The organism is Nocardiopsis dassonvillei subsp. dassonvillei DSM 43111 (assembly GCF_000092985.1).
In the GTDB taxonomy this organism is placed as follows: Bacteria; Actinomycetota; Actinomycetes; order Streptosporangiales; family Streptosporangiaceae; genus Nocardiopsis; species Nocardiopsis dassonvillei.
Map to the genome: position 1 here is coordinate 756,228 of NC_014211.1, position 19,127 is coordinate 775,354.

Here is a 19,127-nt window from a genome sequence, read left to right on the forward strand (position 1 = left end):
CGCAGGACTCCGGAATAGTTTGTCTAGAGTCACAACTAATTGTCAACGGGGTGGCCGCGCAACACCGCCACCCCGCCGCCCGGCAGGGTCATCCCCTGCGCCGAAACGCCCGACACCAGGTCGCGGGCGCCCGCGTCCAGCCCGAACCGGGCCGGGTCGATCCACCGCGGCCGGTTGTCGTGGTTGGTGACGAACACCCACGCGCCGTCCCGGTCCACCCGGCGCACCACCTCCAGCCCCGGCTCCGGGAACGGCCCCGTCCCCGCCGCCTCGGCCAGCAGCCGCGCCAGGCCCCGGTCCGACAGCCGGGCCGACAGGTACCAGGCCTCGCCCGCGCCGTGGCGCCGCCGCGTCACCGCGGGCAGCCCGTCCAGCGGGCCGCCCGCGTAGTGGGCCACCGCCTCGGCCCCCGCCAGGTGGACGTGCTCGCTCCACAGGGTGACCTCCTCGCGCACCGAACCCAGGTCCACGCCCACCGCGTCCCCGGGCAGCAGCGGGTGCACCTCCTCCACCCGCACCCCCAGCAGGTCCCGCAGCGCGCCCGGGTACCCGCCGGTGCGCACGGTCCCGTCCGGGTCGGCGGCCCCGCTCAGGAAGGTCACCACCAGCGTTCCGCCGTCCTCGGTGTAGCGGGCCAACCGCTCGGCCGCCTCGTCCGAGAGCAGGTACAGGGCGGGCACCACCAGCAGCGGCACCCGCGGCAGGTCGCGGTCGGGGCGCACCATGTCCACCGTGCGCCCCGACCGCCACAGCACCCGGTGCACCTGACGCGCCGCCTCCAGGTAGTCCACGCCCCGCGCCGGCAGCGACGGGCTGCCCAGCGCCCACCAGCACTCGGGGTCCCAGGTGAGCGCCGCGTCGGCGACCACGTCGGCGTCGCGCGCCTCCGCCACGCGGGGCAGCACGCTCCCCAGTTCGCACACCTCGCGGAAGATCCGCGAATCCGGCCCGGCGTGCGGCACCATCCCCGAGTGCCACTGCTCGGCGCCGCCCCGGGACGCCCGCCACTGGAAGAACATCGCGCCCCGCGACCCGCGCGCCACGTGCGCCAGGCTGTGCCGCGCCGTCTCCCCGGGGGCCTTCGGCCGGGTGACCTCGCCCGTGTAGGTCACACCCGCCGCCTGTTCCATCAACAGCCACGGCCGACCCGGGCCGGGCACGCGCTCCGCCCACGAGCGGGCCAGATCGGCGGCGAAGGCGGTCTGCTCCGCCCCGCCCTGCCCCGTCCGGTCCGGGTAGTCGTCCACGGCCACCAGGTCCAGGTGCTCGGCCCACCGCCACGGGTCCACCGGCACCCAGTCGCCGAAGGCCAGGTTGGTCGTGACCGGCACGTCCGGCCGGACGGCGCGCAGCACGTCGCGCTGGGACAGGAAGTGGTCGAGCATCGCGTCCGACAGGAACCGCCGGAAGTCCAGCACGTGCGCCGGGTTGGGCAGGTACTGGGTCGCCCGCGGCGGCTGGATCTGCTCCCACTCCGAGTAGTGCTGGCTCCAGAACGCCGTGGTCCACGCCGCGTTGAGCCGGTCCAGGTCCACGTGGCGACCCCGCAGCCAGTCGCGGAAGGCCCCGGCGGTGTGCTCGGAGTGCGACCACGTCCCGTACTCGTTGTGCACGTGCCACAGGCGCAGCGCCGGGTGCCCGGAGTAGCGCTCCGCCAGCGCGCGGGCGATGCGCACCGAGGCCTCCCGGTAGGCGGGGGAGCACACGTCGTAGGTGTCGCGGCTGCCATGGGTGAGCCGGGTCCCGTCCGCGGTCACCGGCATCGCGTCGGGGTGGGCGAGCCCGAACCACGGCGGGGGAGAGGCGGTCGGGGTGGCCAGCGCGACCCCGATCCCGGCGTCGGCGAGCCGGTCCAGCACCCGGTCCAGCCACTCGAACCGGTACTCGCCCTCCTTCGGCTCCAGGAGCGCCCAGGAGAAGACGCCGACCGTCACGAGGTTGACCCCGGCGCGGCGCATCAGCTCCACGTCCTCCGCCTGGACCTCCTCCGGCCACTGCTCGGGGTTGTAGTCGCCGCCGAACCACAGCGGAGAGGACATGGGGAACTCCTTCTGGTTTGGTGTGTGCGCCAACAAAGTAGGGCGAAAACCCTTCCGGGCGACACCCCCCACACGAGGAGAGCGCATGTCCGCAGCACGACGGGTCCGCACCCGCCATCCGGTCGGGAACTGGGAGGACGCGCTGGTCACCGGCAACGGGCGCCAGGGGGCGCTCGTGCACTCGACGGCGGAGCGCGTCCGCCTCACGCTGGGCCACGAGCGGCTGTTCCTGCCGGTCACGGAGCCCCTGCCCGCTCCCGCGACCGCCTCCCTGCTACCCGAACTGAGGGAGCTGCTGCGCCGGGGCCGCTCCCGCGAGGCCGCCGGGCGGATCACGGAGTTCGCGGCGCGGGAGCACCCGGGCTACGCCGACACCCGGTGGATCGACCCGCTGGTGGGGGCCGCCGTGCTCTCGTTCGCCCCGCGCGGACCCCGGCCGGGGCCGGTCACGCGCACGTGCGACCTGGACTCGGGCCTGGTCACGGAGGAGCTGCCGGACGGGACCGTGCACCGGGCCTTCGCCTCCCGGCCCGACGACGCCGTGGTCGTCGAGCTCGCCTCACCCGGTGGCCTGGACGGAACGCTGCGGCTCACCGCCTTGGAGGAGACGCCGCCGGTCCCGATGGCGGTGGCCCCTGAGGCGGCCCCCGGCCTGTTGACCCTGCGGGCGGACTTCCCCGAGCGCCCGCCCGGCGGCCTGTCCGGGTACACGGTGACCTGCGCCGTCAGCGCCGAGGGCGGTCGGGTCGGCGTCGGTGGTGAGGGGTTGGACCTGCGGGGTGTCCGGCGGCTCCGGCTGGTGGCACGCGTGCGGGTGGACGGTTTCGCCGCGTCCGCCGGGATCCCGGAGGACTTCGCCGGGGCGCTCGAACGCCACCGGGCGGTGCACGGCGACCTCATGTCCCGCTTCCGGCTGGAGCTGGAGGGCGGTCCGGCCCACCCCGACGCGCTCGGCGAGGACCTCCTGGCGGCGGGGGCCGCCCCCGACCTGATCGCACGCCTGGTCGACGCCGGGCGGTACGCGATCATCTCCAGCTGCGGCGACCTGCCGCCCACCCTCCAGGGGGTGTGGAGCGGCACCTACGACCCACCGTGGCGGTCGGGGTACACCTTCGACGGCAACCTGCCCTCCGCCCTCGCGGCCCTGCACACCACGGGCACGCCCGAGCTGATGACCGGCCTGTTCGACCTCCTCGACGGCATGGCCGACGACCTGGCGGAGAACGCGCGGCGGCTCTACGGCTGCCGGGGGATCCTGCTGCCCGCGCACGCCTCCACCTCCGGCAGGCACAACCACTTCGGCCCCGAGTGGTGCCTGACCTGCTGGACCGCGGGAGCGGCGTGGACGTCCCGCCTGTACTGGGACCACTACTCCCACACCCGCGACCGCGCGTTCCTGCGCGAGCGCGCCCTGCCCTTCCTCACCGCCGCCGCGGAGTTCCACGAGGACTTCCTCACCGACGAGGGCTTCTCCCCCTCCTACTCGCCGGAGAACACCCCCGGGGACGGCGGCGGCCAGGCCGCCGTCAACGCCACCATGGACGTCGCGGCCGTGCGCGACCTGGTGCGCAACCTACTGCGGGCGCACCGCGTGCTGGGCGTTCCCGGATCCCGCCGCTGGGCACGGCTGGGGGCGCGGCTGCCCGGATACCGGGTCGCCCCGGGCGGCGAACTCGCCGAGTGGGCGGGCCCGGCCGGGCCGGTCGGACAGACCGAGCGGCACGCGCACCGGCACGCCTCCCACCTGTACCCGCTCTGGTACGAGACCGACCCCGCCCTGGCCTCGCCCCGGCTGCGTGCGGCGGCGGTCGCCGCCGTGCGCGCCCGCCTGGAGTGGTGGCGCGGGCAGGAGTCCGACGAGATGGCCTTCGGCCTGGTCCAGCTGGGGCTGGCCGCGGCCAACCTGGGCCTGGCCGCCGAGGCGCACGAGACCCTGTCCCTGCTGGCCACCCGCTACTGGCGCCCCACCCTGGTGCCCACGCACAACCGGGGCAGCCTGTTCAACGTGGACATCGGCGGCGGGTTCCCGGCCGTGGCGGCGGCGATGCTGGCCCGGTCCGCCGAGGGGCGCCTGGACCTGTTGCCCGCCCTGCCCCGGGAGTGGGCCTCGGGCCGGGTGGAGGGGCTGCGGGCCCGGGGCGGGGTCGTCGTGGAACTCCTGGAGTGGTCCGGCGATCGGGCCCGCGCGCGGCTGCGGGCCGTCGAGCCCCGCGAGACGGTGGTGGCGCTTCCCGGAGGGGAGCGGCGCAAGGTGGACCTGGTACCGGACCGGACGGTGTCCCTGCAATTCCCGATGGTCGCCGGGGAAGAGTCGAATCGCTTCGAAATTTCCTCCACAACACCCCTTGCCGGGGGTTAGTCGGCTATCCAGACTAATGGGGAATTCGCGTCCGCCCCGGGGCCGGATTTCCCGGGACGGGCGTACCCCCCAGATTCCCCCAAGGAGCCCGCACATGCCTCCCGAACAGCACCGGCCCCCCAGACGCGGGCGGGGCTTACCGGCGCTCGCCGTCGCGGCGGCCACCGCACTGGCCGCCTCCACCGTCGTCGCCACCACCGCGGCCGGGGCCGCTCCCGCCGAGCCGACCGCGGCACAGGACGCCTACGAGTGGGACAACGTCGAGATCGTCGGGGGCGGCTTCGTCCCCGGCATCGTCTTCAGCGAGACCGAACCGGGCCTGGCCTACGCCCGCACCGACATCGGCGGCGCCTACCGCTGGAACCCCGACACCGAACGCTGGATCCCCCTGCTCGACTGGGTCGGCTGGGACGAGTGGGGCTACACGGGCGTCGTCAGCATCGCCACCGACCCCGTGGACCCCGATCGCGTGTACGCGGCCGTGGGCACCTACACCAACGGCTGGGACCCCAACAACGGGGCCATCCTCAGCTCCGACGACCGCGGCGAGACCTGGGACGTCGCCGAGCTGCCCTTCAAGCTCGGCGGCAACATGCCCGGCCGCGGCCTCGGCGAGCGCCTGGCCGTGGACCCCAACGACAACAGCGTCGTCTACTTCGGCGCGAGCGGCGGCAACGGCCTGTGGCGCAGCACCGACCACGGCGCCACCTGGGCCGAGGTCGAGGCCTTCCCCAACCCCGGCGACTACGTCCAGGACCCGGGCGACGAGACCGGCATGATGTCCGACATCACCGGCGTGACCTGGGTGGACTTCGACCCCAGGACCGGGTCCGAGGGCTCGGTCACCCAGGACGTCTACGTCGGCGTCGCCGACCTGGACGACCCGGTCTACCGCAGTCAGGACGGCGGACAGACCTGGGAGCCCGTCCCCGGCGCGCCCACGGGGCACCTGCCCGCGCACTCGGTCGTGGACCACGAGGGCGGCCAGCTCTACATGGCCACCACCAGCACCCCCGGCCCCTACGACGGCGACTCCGGCGACGTGTGGCGCATGGACCTGGCGACGGGGGAGTGGACCGACATCAGCCCCGTCCCCTCCGGCTCCGAGGACAACTACTTCGGCTACGGCGGCCTGACCATCGACCGGCAGGACCCGGACACGCTGATGGTCGCCACCCAGATCTCCTGGTGGCCCGACATCCAGATCTACCGCAGCACCGACCGCGGCCAGACCTGGACCCAGGCGTGGGACTGGGGCGCCTACCCCGAGCGCACCACGCGCTACGAGATGGACATCTCCGGAGCGCCCTGGCTGGACTTCGGCGGTACCGGGACGCCCCCGGAGACCCAGCCCAAACTCGGCTGGATGACGCAGGCGATGGCGATCGACCCGTTCGACTCCGACCGTTTCATGTACGGCACGGGCGCCACGGTCTACGGCAGCGACAACCTCACCGACTGGGACGCGGGCACCACCTTCGACATCGGGGTCAGGGCGCACGGCATCGAGGAGACGGCCGTGAACGACCTGATCAGCCCGCCCGAGGGCGCGCCGCTGCACTCGGCCCTGCTCGACATCGGCGGCTTCACCCACCAGGACCTGGAGACCGTCCCCGACCAGATGTACCAGCAGCCCTACTGGGGCCACGGGACCAGCCTGGACTTCGCCGAACTCCAGCCCGCGACCATCGCGCGGGTCGGCGGCAGCGACGCCGAGGCCGCCATCGGCCTGTCCACCGACGGCGGCGAGAGCTGGTGGGCCGGGCAGGAGCCCGGCGGCGTGACCGGCGGCGGCACGGTCGCGGTGAACGCGGACGGCTCGTCCGTCGTGTGGAGCCCCGACGGCACAGGCGTCCACGTCTCCACCACCCTGGGCTCGTCGTGGACCGCCTCCACCGGCGTTCCGGCGGGCGCGAGGGTGGAGGCCGACCGGGTGGACCCGGACGTGTTCTACGCCGTCTCCGGCGGCACCTTCTACACCAGCACCGACGGCGGGGCCACCTTCACGGCGGGCTTCGACGGGCTCCCGGCCGAGGGCAACATCCGCTTCGGCGCGGTGCCCGGCCACACCGGTGACGTGTGGGTCGCCGGAGGCACCGGTGACCACTACGGCATGTGGCGGAGCACGGACGCCGGGGCCTCCTTCGAGCAGGTCGAGGCCGTGGACGAGGGCGACGCGGTCGGCTTCGGCGCGCCCGCGCCGGGCTCGGACTACCCGGCGGTGTACACCAGCTCCAGGATCGACGGCGTGCGCGGGATCTTCCGCTCCGACGACGCGGGCGAGAGCTGGGTGCGGATCAACGACGACCAGCACCAGTGGGCCTGGACGGGGGCGACCATCACCGGCGACCCCAACGTCTACGGCCGGGTCTACGTCGGCACCAACGGCCGGGGGATCGTCTACGGCGACCTGGCGGGCGGGGGCGGCGACCCCGAGCCCACGCCGGAGCCCACGCCGGACCCCGAACCCACCCCGGAGCCGTCCCCGGACCCCGAGCCCGGGGACTGCGCGGTCGAGTACACCGTCACCAACACCTGGAGCGGCGGGTTCCAGGCCGGGGTGACGGTCACCAACGACGGCGACGAGGCACTGGAGGGCTGGGAGGTCGGCTGGGAGTTCACGGCCGGTGAGGAGGTCACGAGCCTCTGGAACGGCGCGTACACCCAGGACGGCGCGTCCGTGCGGGTCACCGACGCCGGGTGGAACGCCCGGATCGCCCCGGGGAGCTCGGTGACGGTCGGCTTCAACGGGACCGTGGACGGCGAGCCCGCGCAGCCGACCGGGCTCACCCTCGACGGGGAGGCCTGCGGCTGACGCCCTGACACGGCGGGGCCGGGAGCCGCGGGGCGGTTCCCGGCCCTTCGCCGTGCCCGGACGGGGACCGGCGAACGGGCCGCCGCCGGAGCCGTCACGGAACCCCGGGCACACCCGCGCCCCCGGGGTTCCAGGAGGAGGGGAACCCCGGGGGCGCGGGCGGTCCTGAGGCGGCGCTACCCCTTCACGGCGCCGATGATGACGCCCTTGGTGAAGTGCTTCTGGACCAGCGGGTAGACGAACGTGACCGGCACCAGGGCCACCACCACGATGGCCATCTGGATGGCCAGGTTGGGCGCCGAGGCGGTGCCGCCCTGCATCGCGTCGCCGATCACCGAACTCGAACTGAGCTGCTGGCCCTGCTGCACGTACTGGCGCAGCACCAGCTGGAGCGGCCACTTGGCGTTGTCGTTGATGTAGAGGATGGCGTTGAAGAAGGCGTTCCAGTAGCCCACCGCGTAGAACAGGCCGACGACCGCGGTGACCCCCTTGGACATGGGCAGGACCAGCCGGGTCATGATGGTCCACTCGCTCGCCCCGTCCACCCGGGCGCTGTCGCCGATCTCCTGGGGCAGGTTCATGAAGAACGCCCGCATCACCACCAGGTTGAACGCGTTCACCGCCGTCGGCAGGATCAGCGACCAGTAGCTGTCGATCAGGCCGACGTTGCTCACCAGCAGGTACAGCGGGATCATTCCGGGCGCGAACAGGAAGGTCAGCAGCACCGCGAACAGCAGCGGCCGGTGCCACAGCGATCCGGGCTGGGACAGCCCGTAGGCGGCCAGGACGGTCGCCACCAGGCTGACCAGCGTCCCCACGGCGGTGACGCCCAGGCTGACCAGCACGGCCCGGGTCACCACGCCGCCGCTGAACAGGTCGGCGTAGGCCTGGAAGGAGATCCCCTGCGGGACCAGCACCAGGCCGCCCGCGCTGTTCACCGCAGAGGCGGGGGACAGGCTGGTCAGGATCACGACGTAGAGCGGGAAGAGGATGACGACCGCGATCACGGCCAGGGTGGTGTTCTTCGCGGCGCGCGCGGGAAGACCGGGGCGCTCCGCCCACACGGGGCGGTCCTTGAACAGTGTGCTCATGCTCGTCGGTAGATTCCGTTCTCACCCATCTTGTGGGCCAGCTTGTTGGCCAGAACGATGAGGACCAGTCCGACCACGCCCTTGACCAGGCCCGCGACCGCTCCCGCGCTGAAGTTCCCCGTCACCAGGGTCTGGTGGTAGATGAAGGTGTCCAGCACCTCCGACACGCCCGATCCGAACGCGTCGCGCTGGAGGTAGAACTGCTCGAAGCCGACGTTGAGGATGTCGCCGATCTTGAGGATGAGCAGCAGGACGATCACCGGGCGCAGGCCCGGCAGGGTGATGTGCCACATCCGCCGCCATCGCCCGGCGCCGTCCACGGCCGCGGACTCGTAGAGGTTCTGGTTCACGGCCGCCAGCGCCGCCAGGAAGATGATCGTGCCCCACCCGGCGTCCTTCCAGACCATCTGGGAGGTGACCACGAACAGGAACGCGTCGGGATCGGACATGACCTCCAGCGGCGCGTACCCGTTCTGCCGCAGGATCTGCGAGAACAGTCCGGCGCCGCCCAGGATCTGCTGGAACAGGGTGACGACCAGGACCCACGAGAAGAAGTGCGGCATGTACACGATGCTCTGGAGCACCATCCGCAGCCTGGGGCTGAGGACGCTGTCCAGCAGGATGGCCAGCGCGATCGGGATGGGGAAGAAGAACACCAATTGGACGGCGGCGATGACCAGCGTGTTGCCCGCCGCGGACCAGAAGCGGGGGTCGGTGAACAGACGCTCGAAGTGCGCCAGCCCCACCCACGGGCTGCCCCACACCCCGTCCCAGGGGTTGTAGTCCTGGAAGGCGATGATGTTGCCGAGGGTCGGCGTGTAGTGGAACACCGCCAGCAGGCCGATCGCCGGGACCGTCATCAGCAGCAGCTGCCAGTCGCGGCGCAGCCTCGCACCGAACGGGACCCGCCTGCGGCTCGGGGACGCGGACCCGCCCCGGCGGTCCGGGACGGCCGGGGACCGCCCCCGGCCCCCGCGCCCGCGGGACGCGTCGGCCGGGGAGGGCGGTTCGCCCTTGGTCATGGTCCGCTCAGTCACGGCCGTGCTCCTGGAGGACCCGCATGTAGAACTCGCGGCCCTCGTCGCCGCCGTCGCGGCGCCAGTCCGCGACGGCCTGGTCCAGGGCGCTGAGGTCCTCGCGGCCCCGGATGATGTCGTTGACCCTGTCGGTCATCGGGGTCTCGGCCCCGGAGAAGCGCTCGGGGCGCTGGATGCGGATGCCCGCGAACGGGTCGTCCTCGGTGAACTGGGCGGCGTGGTTGTACCAGTCGCACTTCCATGGCACGAAGTCCGGGTACTGGCTCTCGGTGATCGCCTGGGGGCGTCCGCTGATGAAGTAGTAGCCGTCGTTGACCTCGCCGTTGCCGGTGTCGGTGAGCTGCGGGGCGCCCTCGTCGTTGAGCTCGTGGTGCGCGCCCGCCTCGCCGTAGCGGTAGTCCATGTACTCCCGCGTGCCGAACGGAGCGGCGCAGTAGTTGATGATGCCGAGGATCTCCTCGACCTGCTCCGGCTCCATGCCCTTGCGTACGAACACGGACTGGGCGGAGGGGTCGCTGCGGTGCATCACCGGGTCGGCGCCGCCGTTGCCGAAGGCCGGCATCAGGTCCAGGCGGAAGTCGGGGTTGTCGCCGAGCATCTGCATGTAGGCCTCGTGCCAGGCGCCGATGCCGTCCTGGTTGAAGAGGATCTGCCCGGAGTTGAGCAGCTCCTTGGAGTTGTCCCCCAGGGCGACGATGTCGGGGTGGACGAGCCCCGCGTCGAACACCCTGCGCATGTACTCGATGCTGGCCCTCCACTCCTCGGTCTCGAACATGTGGATGAGCTCGCCGCCCGAGTAGCGCCACTGCTTGGGCGCGCCGAAGACCTGGCGCATGGTGAGGTTGAAGTCGCCGAAGGCCCAGCGGTTGTTGTCCGGGTCGTTGACCTCCTCGCCGATCGCGAACAGGTCGTCGGGGCTGGTCGGGGCCTCCAGGCCGTACTCCTCCAGGAGGTCGCGCCGGTACAGGACCCAGTTGCCGAAGGGCTCGGCGGGCCAGGGCACCCCGTGCAGCTGCTGGTTGAAGACGTTCCAGCGCCAGGCGTCGCTGTCCAGGTTGGCCAGCAGGGGGTAGGCCTGCGCCGCGTCGCCGGCCAGGTGCGGCGTCAGGTCCTCGAACAGCTCGCCGACGGCCCGGTTGAACTGCGGGATCAGGTTGATGACCCAGTCGGGGATCATCGTGATGTCGGCGACGTCGCGCCCGGCGATCACCGCGTTCATCTTGTCGATGACCGAGTTGCCGTCCTGGAAGTTGAACTCCACCGTGGCGCCCAGACGCCCGTTGACGTACTCGAAGAAGGAGTTGTCGCCCAGGCCGGGCGGGATCGGCCCCCACAGCGGGGTCATCGCGGTGTAGCTCCCGCCCCTGCCGGGGGCCTCGGACACGGCCCGGACGAACTCCTGCGGGTAGGCGGTGAACCCGTCCGGGGCGCCGTGCTGTCCCGGGATGTCGGGGGTGACCCCCTGGAACGGGATGTGCGTGGGGATCAGGTCGTCCAGCGAGCTGGCGGAGGAGGCGGACCCTCCGCCGCTGGACGACTCCGAGCCGCAGCCGGTGAGCGTTCCGGCGGTGAGCGCCGCGGCGGTGGAGGCGCCCACCAGGCCGAGGAAGCGGCGTCGGCTGGGGGGCTGGCGCAGGGGGGTGGTGCGCATAGCGTCGTTCCTTCGGTTGAGCAGGCCGGGGAGCCCAGGGGGGTAGGAAACGAAGGGCCATTTTGCTATGAATTAGTTGGCCGTTTAGACAAACAAATTACTCCACTGTGATGTGGCACACAAGGTCTTCAGGTATCGAAGTCGAAGCGGTTCGATTTCGAAGGACAATACCCTCGCGCACGAGAGGCGAACACCCCCCATGACCCTCCAGCCGCACCTGCCGCCGTACCGGGACCCCGCCCTGCCGCCCGAACGGCGCGTGGACGACCTGCTCGCCCGCCTCACCCCGGAGGAGCGGATCGGCCTGCTCCACCAGCACCAGGCGCCCGTCGAGCGCCTGGGCGTCGGCCCCTTCCGGACCGGGACCGAGGCGCTGCACGGACTGGCCTGGCTCGGACCGGCCACCGTGTACCCGCAGGCCGTCGGCCTGGCCAGCACCTGGGACCCCGGCCTGCTCCGCCTCGTCGGCCGGGCCGTCGGCGACGAGGTGCTCGCCCGCAGGGGCGCGGGCGCGTCGCCCAACGTCTGGGCGCCCGTGGTCAACCCGCTGCGCGACCCCCGCTGGGGCCGCAACGAGGAGGGCTACTCCGAGGACGCGTGGCTGACCGGGCTCCTGGCCGCCGCCTACGCCCGGGGGCTGGCCGGTGACGGCGACACGCTGCGCCTCGCGCCCACCCTCAAGCACTTCCTCGCCTACAACAACGAGGAGGGCCGCTGCGAGACCTCCAGCGACCTGCCGCCGAGGGTCCTGCGCGAGTACGAGCTCCAGGCCTTCCTGCCCGCCCTGGCCGAGGGGGCGGCCGTGGCCGTCATGCCCTCCTACAACCTGGTCAACGGGCGGCCCGCGCACCTGAGCCCGCTGATCGGCGACGTGCTGCGCCCGGCCGCGCCCGACCGCCTGCTGGTGGTCAGCGACGCCTACGCGCCCGCCAACCTCGTGGAGGCGCAGCACTTCCACCCCGACCTGCCCACGGCCTACGCGCACGCGATCCGGGCCGGGCTCGACAGCTTCACCCAGGACGACGACCGCACCGAGCCCACCCTCGGGCACGTGCGCGAGGCGCTGCGCCGGGGGCTGCTCACCGCGGCCGACATCGACCGCGCCGCGCGCAACGTGCTCTCGGTCCGGATCCGCCTGGGCGAGTTCGACCCCGTGATGGGCGGGGTTGACGGGATCGCCGGGGTGGGCGGAGACCTGCTGGCCGGGGACGGCCCGAACGGTGAGGTGTGGGGCGGGGGCGCGGGGGACACCGGGGGCGGCGGCACGGCGGGGGAGGCCGGGCACGGGACCGCCGGGGACGCCGGGGCCTTCGACACCCCCGAGCACCGGGCGCTCGCCCGGGAGGCGGCCACCCGCTCGATCGTGCTGCTCCGCAACGAGGGCGCGCTCCCGCTGCGCGACGTGCGCCGGGTCGCCGTCGTCGGCCAGCTCGGCGACACCGTGCTGGAGGACTGGTACAGCGGGACGCTGCCCTACGCCGTCACCGCGCGCGCCGGGATCGCCGAGCGGGTGGAGACGGTGTTCTGCGAGGGCGTGGACCGCATCCGGCTGAGCACGTTCGGGCACGGACTCGTGGTGGACCCCGGCGACGGGGGCCCCGCCCGGTTGGAGGCCCACGGCGTCTGCGGCGGGCACCGCGGCGCGGACGGGCACGCGCCGACCGTGGAGGAGGAGGTCGAGGGCGCGGACTTCGACCTGCTGGACTGGGGCGGCGGCGCCTGCGCCCTGCGCTCGACGCGGACGGGGAGGTACCTCGACGTGGGACCCGGAGACGTCCTGGCCTTCACCGCGCCGGGGCCCGGCACCTGGGAGGTCACCCAGACCTTCCGCCTGGAGGAGCGCAAGGGCCTGCACACCCTCGTCCACGTGCGCAGCGGCCGCGGTGTCACCTCGGATCCGCGCGACGGGAACCTGCGCCTGGCCGGAGCAGGGGAGGGGGAGGGCCTGTTCATCGTGGACGGGCTCGGCACGGGAGCCGAGGAGGCCGCGCGGGTGGCCTCCGCCGCCGACGTCGCGGTCGTCGTCCTGGGCGACCACCCCATGGTCAACGGGCGCGAGACCGAGGACCGGACCGACCTGGACCTGCCCGCCGCCCAGGAGCGGGTGCTGCGCGCCGTGCGCGCGGCCAACCCCGCCACGGTCCTGGTGCTCAGCAGCGGCTGCCCGTTCGGGATCACCTGGGCCGACGAGCACGTCCCGGCCGTCCTGTGGTCGGCGCACGGCGGCCAGGAGTACGGCCACGCGCTCGCGGACGTGCTCTTCGGCGACGCCGAGCCCTCCGGACGGCTTCCGCAGACCTGGTACCGCTCCGCCGACGACCTGCCCGGGATGCTCGACTACGACATCGTCGGCGCGCGCGGCACCTACCTGTACTTCGAGGGCGAGCCGCTCTACCCCTTCGGGCACGGCCTCGGCTACACGTCGGTGGAGTACGCGGCCCCGGTGGTCCGCGTGGACGGCGGCCGGGTCACCGTCGCCGTCATGGTCGCCAACACGGGCGCGCGGCCCGCCGACGAGGTGGTGCAGGTCTACACCCGCCAGCTGGCCTCGCGTGTGCGGACCCCGCTGCGCGCGCTGCGCGGGTTCGCCCGGGTGCGCGTGGAGCCGGGCCGCAGCGCGCTCGCCACGGTCTCCTTCGACGTGGACCGGCTCGCGCTGTGGGACACCACCCGCGACCGCTTCGTGGTGGAGGACGCGCCGCGCCAGGTGCTGGTCGGGCGTTCGGCGACCGACATCCGCGCCACCGCGGCCCTGGACGTGCCGGGGGAGGCCATCCCGCCCCGCGACGCGCGCACGCCGTGGTCGGCCGCGGGCTACGACGACGCCCGGGGCACGTCCCTGTGCCCGCTCACCCCCGAGCGGGGCGACGCGGTGCGTTCCCGGGAGGGCGGCGCGTGGGCCGCCTTCCGCGACGTGGACCTCGGCGACGGGGTCACCGGGTGCCGCCTCACGGTGAACGCCGAACACGCCAGCACGGTCCGCGTCCGCCTGGACGACCCCGAGGACGGACCGACCGCCGCGGTGGCCGACGTCCCGGCGGGCAAGGACGGTTACGACTTCACCGAGGTCGGCGCGGCCTTCGAGGACGCGGGGGGAGCCGGGGGGATCCGTGACCTGTACCTGGTCTTCGACCGGCCGGGTACGGCGGTGGCCGACCTGGTCCTGACCGGCGCTGCTCCGGCACCGGAGGCGGACTGAGCGGCGGCGGGCCGGACACGGTCCGGCCGGCACCGAGCCGCAGCCGCCCCGGGGGAGGTCCGGCGCGGTGCGGCCGACAGTGAGCCGGGGGCGGCCCGCCCGGATTCCGGACGGGCCGTCCCCGGCCGCCCGGGTTCCGGCGGCGGTCGCGTCACCCCGGTCCGGGGGCCGTCGTGCGGCTCCCGGGTCAGCGGGGTCCGGAGGGGCTCACCGGAACTGGGCCACCAGCTGGGCCAGGATGTTGTGCGGCAGGCTGCGGGGGAGCATCTGGTTGACGGTGCCGGAGACGTGGAGGTCGCGTTCCGGAACGTGGTAGAGCACGTTCCCGAAGGCCCCGGAGTGGCCGATCATCTCCGGGCACGGGGTGAACGGAGTCATCCAGCGCGGGAGCCTGAACCGCATGACCCCGATCCCGTAGTCGATGGGGACCAGACGTGAGAACACCGGGTTCCAGCGCGCGGTCATCTCCGCCAGGTACCGCGCGGGGAACAGTTCGCCCCCCACGAAGGCGCGCAGGAGCCGCAGCTGGTCGGCCGAGGTCGAGACCACCGCTCCGTCGGGCGGGAACGAGGCGATCGTCCTCGGCACGCGCAGCCGGGTGCGGCCGTGCAGGAGCGTGGCGACCTCGTCGTAGCGGTCCAGCGTGTGCGGGGTGAACAGCCAGGTGTCGTGCAGCCCGAGCGGTTCGAGGACCCGGGCCCGCAGGGCCCGGTCGTAGCCGCCGGACGTGGCCACCTCGATGACGCGTCCGAGCAGCTGGTAGTTGGTGTCGCAGTAGTGCGCCCTGCCCGGGGTCGACGGGGCGAACCGGCTCGGCATGGCCCTGGCCATGCCGAGGAAGTCCTCGAAGGTCCAGGCGGCGTCCTCGCGGAGCATGTCGCCCAGGAACGTGGTGCCGTCGGGGCGCTTCTGCTCGAAGTAGTCGGGGATCCCGGAGGTCTGCGTCAGCAGTTCGCGCACCGTGATCGCCGGGCCGTGGTCGCGGCCCCCGTACGTGTTGAGCCCGCGCATCGTGTCCGCGCCGAGCAGGTCCGCGACGGGTGTGTCGAGGGTCAGGGTCCCCTCGTCGCGCAGCTGCATGACCATCGCGACGGTGTACAGCTTGGTGATGCTGGCGACGAAGTACGGCCGCCCCGTGTCGCCGTGGCTCCAGGAGAACCCGGTGGACGGCTGCTCCACGGCGAGGCTCATCAGCGACACCCCCGGCTTGGCGGCGTAGCGCGCCGCGATCCCGTCGAGCCGGGCCGAGATCCGCTCACTCACGGGGTGTCCTCCTCCAGCAGCCGTTCGGTGGCGTCGAGCCAGTCCAGCTCCGCCCTGGCCAGGGTGATGCCGTAGGAGAGCGTGGCCAGGCGGAGCGCCTGCCCGAGCCCGGCGGCCTCCGCCGGGACGGCGATCGCCTCCAGCGCGGCCAGCTCCCCGCCCACCTCCCGCCTGCGGGTGTCCAGCAGTTCCCGGATGTCCTCCGTGCGCATTCTGTCCGCGAAGAACAGCCGTGCCAGGAAGGGGTCCCGGGTCGGCGGGGTGCGCGGGGGGGAGGTGAGCCAGCGGTCCAGTTCGGCCAGCCCGGGGGCGGTCACGCTGTGCAGGTGCAGGTTGGGGCGCTCCTCCTGCACCACGGTGCGGCGGGAGGCCAGGCCCTCCTCCACCAGGCCGGTGAGCGTCCGGTAGATCTGCGACTGGTCCGCCGTCCAGAAGTGCCCGACGCTCTCGTCGATCACCTTCTTCAGGTCGTAGCCGCTCATCGGCTTGATGGACAGGAGCCCGAGTATGGCGTGTCGTAGGGACATGGGTAGAGGATAGCGCCAATATATGCGTTGTCCACTATGGGAGAGCGCATGTAGTCCGGGGGTCGGTGTGGACTCCGGAGCCGGAACGCCGGAACGACGGTGGATTCCCTGTTCAGGGCGGAGTGCACGCCGCCCTGTACGGCCTCCTGGTAGCTGTCCGGAAAGGTCACCGGTGTGACGCGAGGGGTTTCGGCCTGACTCTGGGCGAGGGAGGACGGGACGCGCTACGAGTACAGGTCCCCGGCGGAGGGGCCGGTCCGGCGGCCCCTTACGGTCACGGCACTAGGCGGTGTCCGCGGTGTTCCCGTCCGGCTGCGCCGTGTCCGCCGCCGGGTGCTCGACGGGCTCCGCGGCGGGCCCCTCGCCGGACGCGGGATCGGGAGCCCGGGTCACGGGCTCGGGCAGGGGCAGCAGTCCCGCGTCGAGCGAGTGGATCATCGCGGTGGCCCCGCCCCGGGCCGCCGCGCTCAGCCCCAGCGACGACAGCTCCACCCGGCAGCCGCCCGCCTCCGGCGCGAACGCGCTCGCGGCCGCCTCCGCCCGGCAGTTCGGCAGCAGCCACGGGCCCAGGGGCACGAAGTAGCCGCCCAGCACCACCAGGCTCGGGTTGGTGACGTTGATCAGCACGGCCAGGCCCCGGCCCAGCCACGTGCCCGCCCGCTCCAGCGCGCCGACGGCGGTGTCCTCGCCCGCCTCGGCGCGTGCCACGGCCGTCCCCACCAGCTCGGCGACGTCGCTGCCCGACAGCGGGTGGTCCGGGAACCGGTCGGGGACGGCCCCGCGCAGGATGGCCCCGATCCCCGCCAGCGCCTCCAGGCAGCCGCGGCGCCCGCACGCGCACTCCGGGCCGTCCGGGGCCAGCGACAGGTGGCCCACCTCGCCCGCGAACCCGCTGGCGCCGCGCAGCAGTCCGCCCCCGGTCAGGATGCCCGCGCCGATCCCGACCTCACCGGTCAGGTACGCGAGGTCGGCCGTCCCCGCGAACGACCCCACCCGGTACTCGGCCACCGCGCCCAGGTTCGCGTCGTTGTCCACCCGCACCGGGACGCCCTCCACCCCGGCCTCGCGCAGCAGCTCCGACAGCCGGTCCCGCAGCGGCACGTCGCGCCAGCCCAGGTTGGGCGCGTGCGTGACCGTCCCCGAGGGCGCGTCGATCAGCGCCGGGACCGCCACGCTCACCCCCACCACGGTGCGCCCGCGCAGCGCGGGGTCGGCCACCGTCGCGCCCAGGGTGCGCGCGATGTGCCGCGCGCACGCCTCCGCCCCGGCCGACCGGGCGTCGAAGGGGACGTGGCGGCTGACCAGTTCGCGCTGGAGCAGGTCCACGGCGACCACCGACAGGTAGTCCACGTTGACCTCCAGGCCGATCGCCGCGATCGAGGAGTCGTCCAGGTCCAGCAGCACCCCCGGGCGCCCCACCCGCTGCCGGGAGGAGCGCCCGGTCTCGCGGACCAGCCTGCGCGCCATGAGGTCGGCGACCAGGCTGGACACCGTGGTCTTGTTCAGCCCGGTGGCCGCGGCCACCGCCGCGCGCGAGCAGGGGGCCAGCTCGCGGACCGTGCGCAGCACGACGCCCAGGTTGGTCTCCCGGACCGTCTGGAAGCTCACCGTTCCCGAACCGACCGACACCTGGTCCCCCTCGTCCCGTCCGACACGGCACACCGTGCCCGGATCGTACAGGCAGCCGGTGGCGTGAGCGGGGGCGCTGCCCCGGCAGGGCGTGGCTGCGGAGGCGAACGCGGCGGAGGGGACGGTTGTGGCCGGGGAGGTGGTCGTGGAATCGGGGGACTACGCCGGGGAGGGAATCCGGATCTGGATCCGGGACCGGAAGGCAGGACCGCAACCGTGGAACCGGGGGTGGAGGGCGGAGCCGGGGGCGCGGCCGGGGGCCGGACCGGAAAAACCGTTGCGCCCGGCCGACCCCTCTGGTGGGATCCCGGTCATGGTGCCTCCCGACGTCTTCCGCGACCAGCCCGTCCTCACCGGGGAGAGGGTCCGCCTCGAACCGCTCGACGCCGGGACCGGTGAGCACTTCATCGAACCGGTACTGCGCATGGACCCCGAGGTGCGCCGCCTCACCGGCACCCACCGGGAGTTCACCAGGGAGGAGCTGGTGCGCTGGGCGGCGACGCGGCCCGACCACCACGACCGGGCCGACTGGGTCGTCTTCGAGAGGGAGGGCGGCGCGGCCGTGGGCGAGTGCGCGCTGATCGACCTCGACCCGGACAACGCCAGCGCCGGCTACCGGATCGCGCTCAACGGCATGTCCGTCACCGGGAGGGGCTACGGCACCGAGGCCACGGACCTCGTGCTGGAGTACGCCTTCACCGTGGCCGGGCTGCACCGGGTCGCCCTGGAGGTGTTCGCGTTCAACACCCGCGCGCAGAGGTCCTACGCCCGGTCGGGGTTCGTCCGGGAGGGCGTCTGGCGCGAGTCCCTGCGCTGGGACGGCGAGTGGCACGACGCCGTGCTGATGTCGGTCCTGGCCGAGGAGTACGCCGAGCTCCGCGCCGCCCGGAAGAAGGGCTGAGGCGGGTTCCGTGGGCGCCGCCCGTCGCGCAGCGGGGTGCGTACCCGCGGAACGCCTCCCGGGGCTACCCTCGGGCCATGCCCGTTCCTGACTTCCTCCTCGCCCTCCGCAGCCACGTCGGCCACGGCCTCCTGCCCCTCGTCGGGGTGACGGCGGTGGTGGTCAACGAGGAGGGCGAGGTCCTCCTGCACCGGCGCGCGGACGACGGCCGCTGGGCCACGCCCGGCGGCATCCTGGAACCGGAGGAGGAGCCCGCCCGGGCCGTGGTCCGCGAGGTGCGCGAGGAGACCGGGGTGGAGGTCGAGGTGGAGCGGCTCACCAGCGTGCTCGCCCAGGAGCCCTTCACCTACCCCAACGGCGACCGCGTGCAGATCCTCGACCTGGCCTTCCGCTGCCGCCCCGTGGGCGGGGCGCCCGACGCCAGCGGCGACGAGAGCCTGGACGTGCGCTGGTTCCCGCCCGGGGCCCTGCCGGACATGCCCCAGCGCATCCTGGACCGGATCGGCCACGCCCACGAGGACCGCCCGGGACCGTTCTACGTCACCTGAGCCCCGCTTCCCCGGATCCCGGCCTGTACGGGCGTCCCGGCCCCGGACCGAGCCGGGTGCCGCCACCG

General features: G+C 73.5%; 12 protein-coding genes. 5 read left to right on the forward strand and 7 right to left on the reverse strand.

Going from position 1 to position 19,127, the window contains the following annotated elements:
- Positions 1 to 35: 35 nt before the first annotated feature.
- A complete protein-coding gene (locus tag NDAS_RS27515) occupies positions 36 to 2,039 on the reverse strand; it encodes a beta-galactosidase (protein ID WP_013156546.1) in 2,004 nt (667 codons plus the stop codon).
- 85 nt (positions 2,040 to 2,124) lie between these two features.
- Between NDAS_RS27515 and NDAS_RS27520 the strand changes: the two genes are divergently transcribed.
- Together NDAS_RS27520 and NDAS_RS27525 are read left to right on the forward strand one after the other, a co-directional pair.
- Positions 2,125 to 4,398, forward strand: a complete 2,274-nt coding sequence (locus NDAS_RS27520; RefSeq protein ID WP_013156547.1) for a glycosyl hydrolase family 95 catalytic domain-containing protein — start codon at positions 2,125 to 2,127, stop codon at positions 4,396 to 4,398.
- A 94-nt stretch (positions 4,399 to 4,492) separates the two neighbouring features.
- Positions 4,493 to 7,213, forward strand: coding sequence for a cellulose binding domain-containing protein (locus NDAS_RS27525; protein WP_013156548.1), 2,721 nt, complete (start codon positions 4,493 to 4,495; stop codon positions 7,211 to 7,213).
- A gap of 176 nt (positions 7,214 to 7,389) precedes the next feature.
- Here the strand turns inward: NDAS_RS27525 and NDAS_RS27530 are convergent, their stop codons facing one another.
- From NDAS_RS27530 to NDAS_RS27540, 3 genes are read right to left on the reverse strand one after another with little or no spacing between them, the layout of a single operon-like run.
- The gene (locus NDAS_RS27530) at positions 7,390 to 8,304 is read right to left on the reverse strand and encodes a carbohydrate ABC transporter permease (protein ID WP_013156549.1); all 915 of its coding nucleotides are present in this window, start codon (positions 8,302 to 8,304) and stop codon (positions 7,390 to 7,392) included.
- The gene (locus tag NDAS_RS27535; RefSeq protein WP_013156550.1) at positions 8,301 to 9,341 is read right to left on the reverse strand and encodes an ABC transporter permease; all 1,041 of its coding nucleotides are present in this window, start codon (positions 9,339 to 9,341) and stop codon (positions 8,301 to 8,303) included. The genes NDAS_RS27530 and NDAS_RS27535 overlap by 4 nt, the downstream gene beginning before the upstream one ends.
- Entirely contained in the window at positions 9,334 to 10,992 is a 1,659-nt protein-coding gene (locus NDAS_RS27540; RefSeq protein WP_013156551.1) for an extracellular solute-binding protein, read from the reverse strand. The genes NDAS_RS27535 and NDAS_RS27540 overlap by 8 nt, the downstream gene beginning before the upstream one ends.
- Positions 10,993 to 11,191: 199 nt before the next feature.
- Here NDAS_RS27540 and NDAS_RS27545 point away from each other — a divergent pair, with 199 nt between their 5' ends.
- Positions 11,192 to 14,191, forward strand: a complete 3,000-nt coding sequence (locus NDAS_RS27545; RefSeq protein ID WP_013156552.1) for a glycoside hydrolase family 3 C-terminal domain-containing protein — start codon at positions 11,192 to 11,194, stop codon at positions 14,189 to 14,191.
- Between the two features lie 207 nt (positions 14,192 to 14,398).
- On the opposite strand, the gene NDAS_RS27550 is transcribed toward NDAS_RS27545, so the two are convergent.
- The 3 genes from NDAS_RS27550 to NDAS_RS27560 all read right to left on the reverse strand — a co-directional run bounded on the left by NDAS_RS27550 (position 14,399) and on the right by NDAS_RS27560 (position 17,610).
- Positions 14,399 to 15,454, reverse strand: a complete 1,056-nt coding sequence (locus NDAS_RS27550) for a serine hydrolase domain-containing protein (RefSeq protein WP_013156553.1) — start codon at positions 15,452 to 15,454, stop codon at positions 14,399 to 14,401.
- Entirely contained in the window at positions 15,451 to 15,981 is a 531-nt protein-coding gene (locus NDAS_RS27555) for a PadR family transcriptional regulator (RefSeq protein ID WP_013156554.1), read from the reverse strand. Before NDAS_RS27555 ends, NDAS_RS27550 begins: the two co-directional genes overlap by 4 nt.
- 282 nt (positions 15,982 to 16,263) lie before the next feature.
- On the reverse strand, positions 16,264 to 17,610 hold the full coding sequence (locus NDAS_RS27560; RefSeq protein WP_013156555.1) for an ROK family protein: 1,347 nt from the start codon (positions 17,608 to 17,610) through the stop codon (positions 16,264 to 16,266).
- 313 nt (positions 17,611 to 17,923) lie between these two features.
- On the opposite strand from NDAS_RS27560, the gene NDAS_RS27565 reads away from it, so the two are divergent.
- Together NDAS_RS27565 and NDAS_RS27570 are read left to right on the forward strand one after the other, a co-directional pair.
- Positions 17,924 to 18,511, forward strand: a complete 588-nt coding sequence (locus tag NDAS_RS27565; RefSeq protein ID WP_041553482.1) for a GNAT family N-acetyltransferase — start codon at positions 17,924 to 17,926, stop codon at positions 18,509 to 18,511.
- A gap of 77 nt (positions 18,512 to 18,588) precedes the next feature.
- Entirely contained in the window at positions 18,589 to 19,059 is a 471-nt protein-coding gene (locus NDAS_RS27570; protein WP_013156557.1) for an NUDIX hydrolase, read from the forward strand.
- Positions 19,060 to 19,127: the final 68 nt, after the last annotated feature.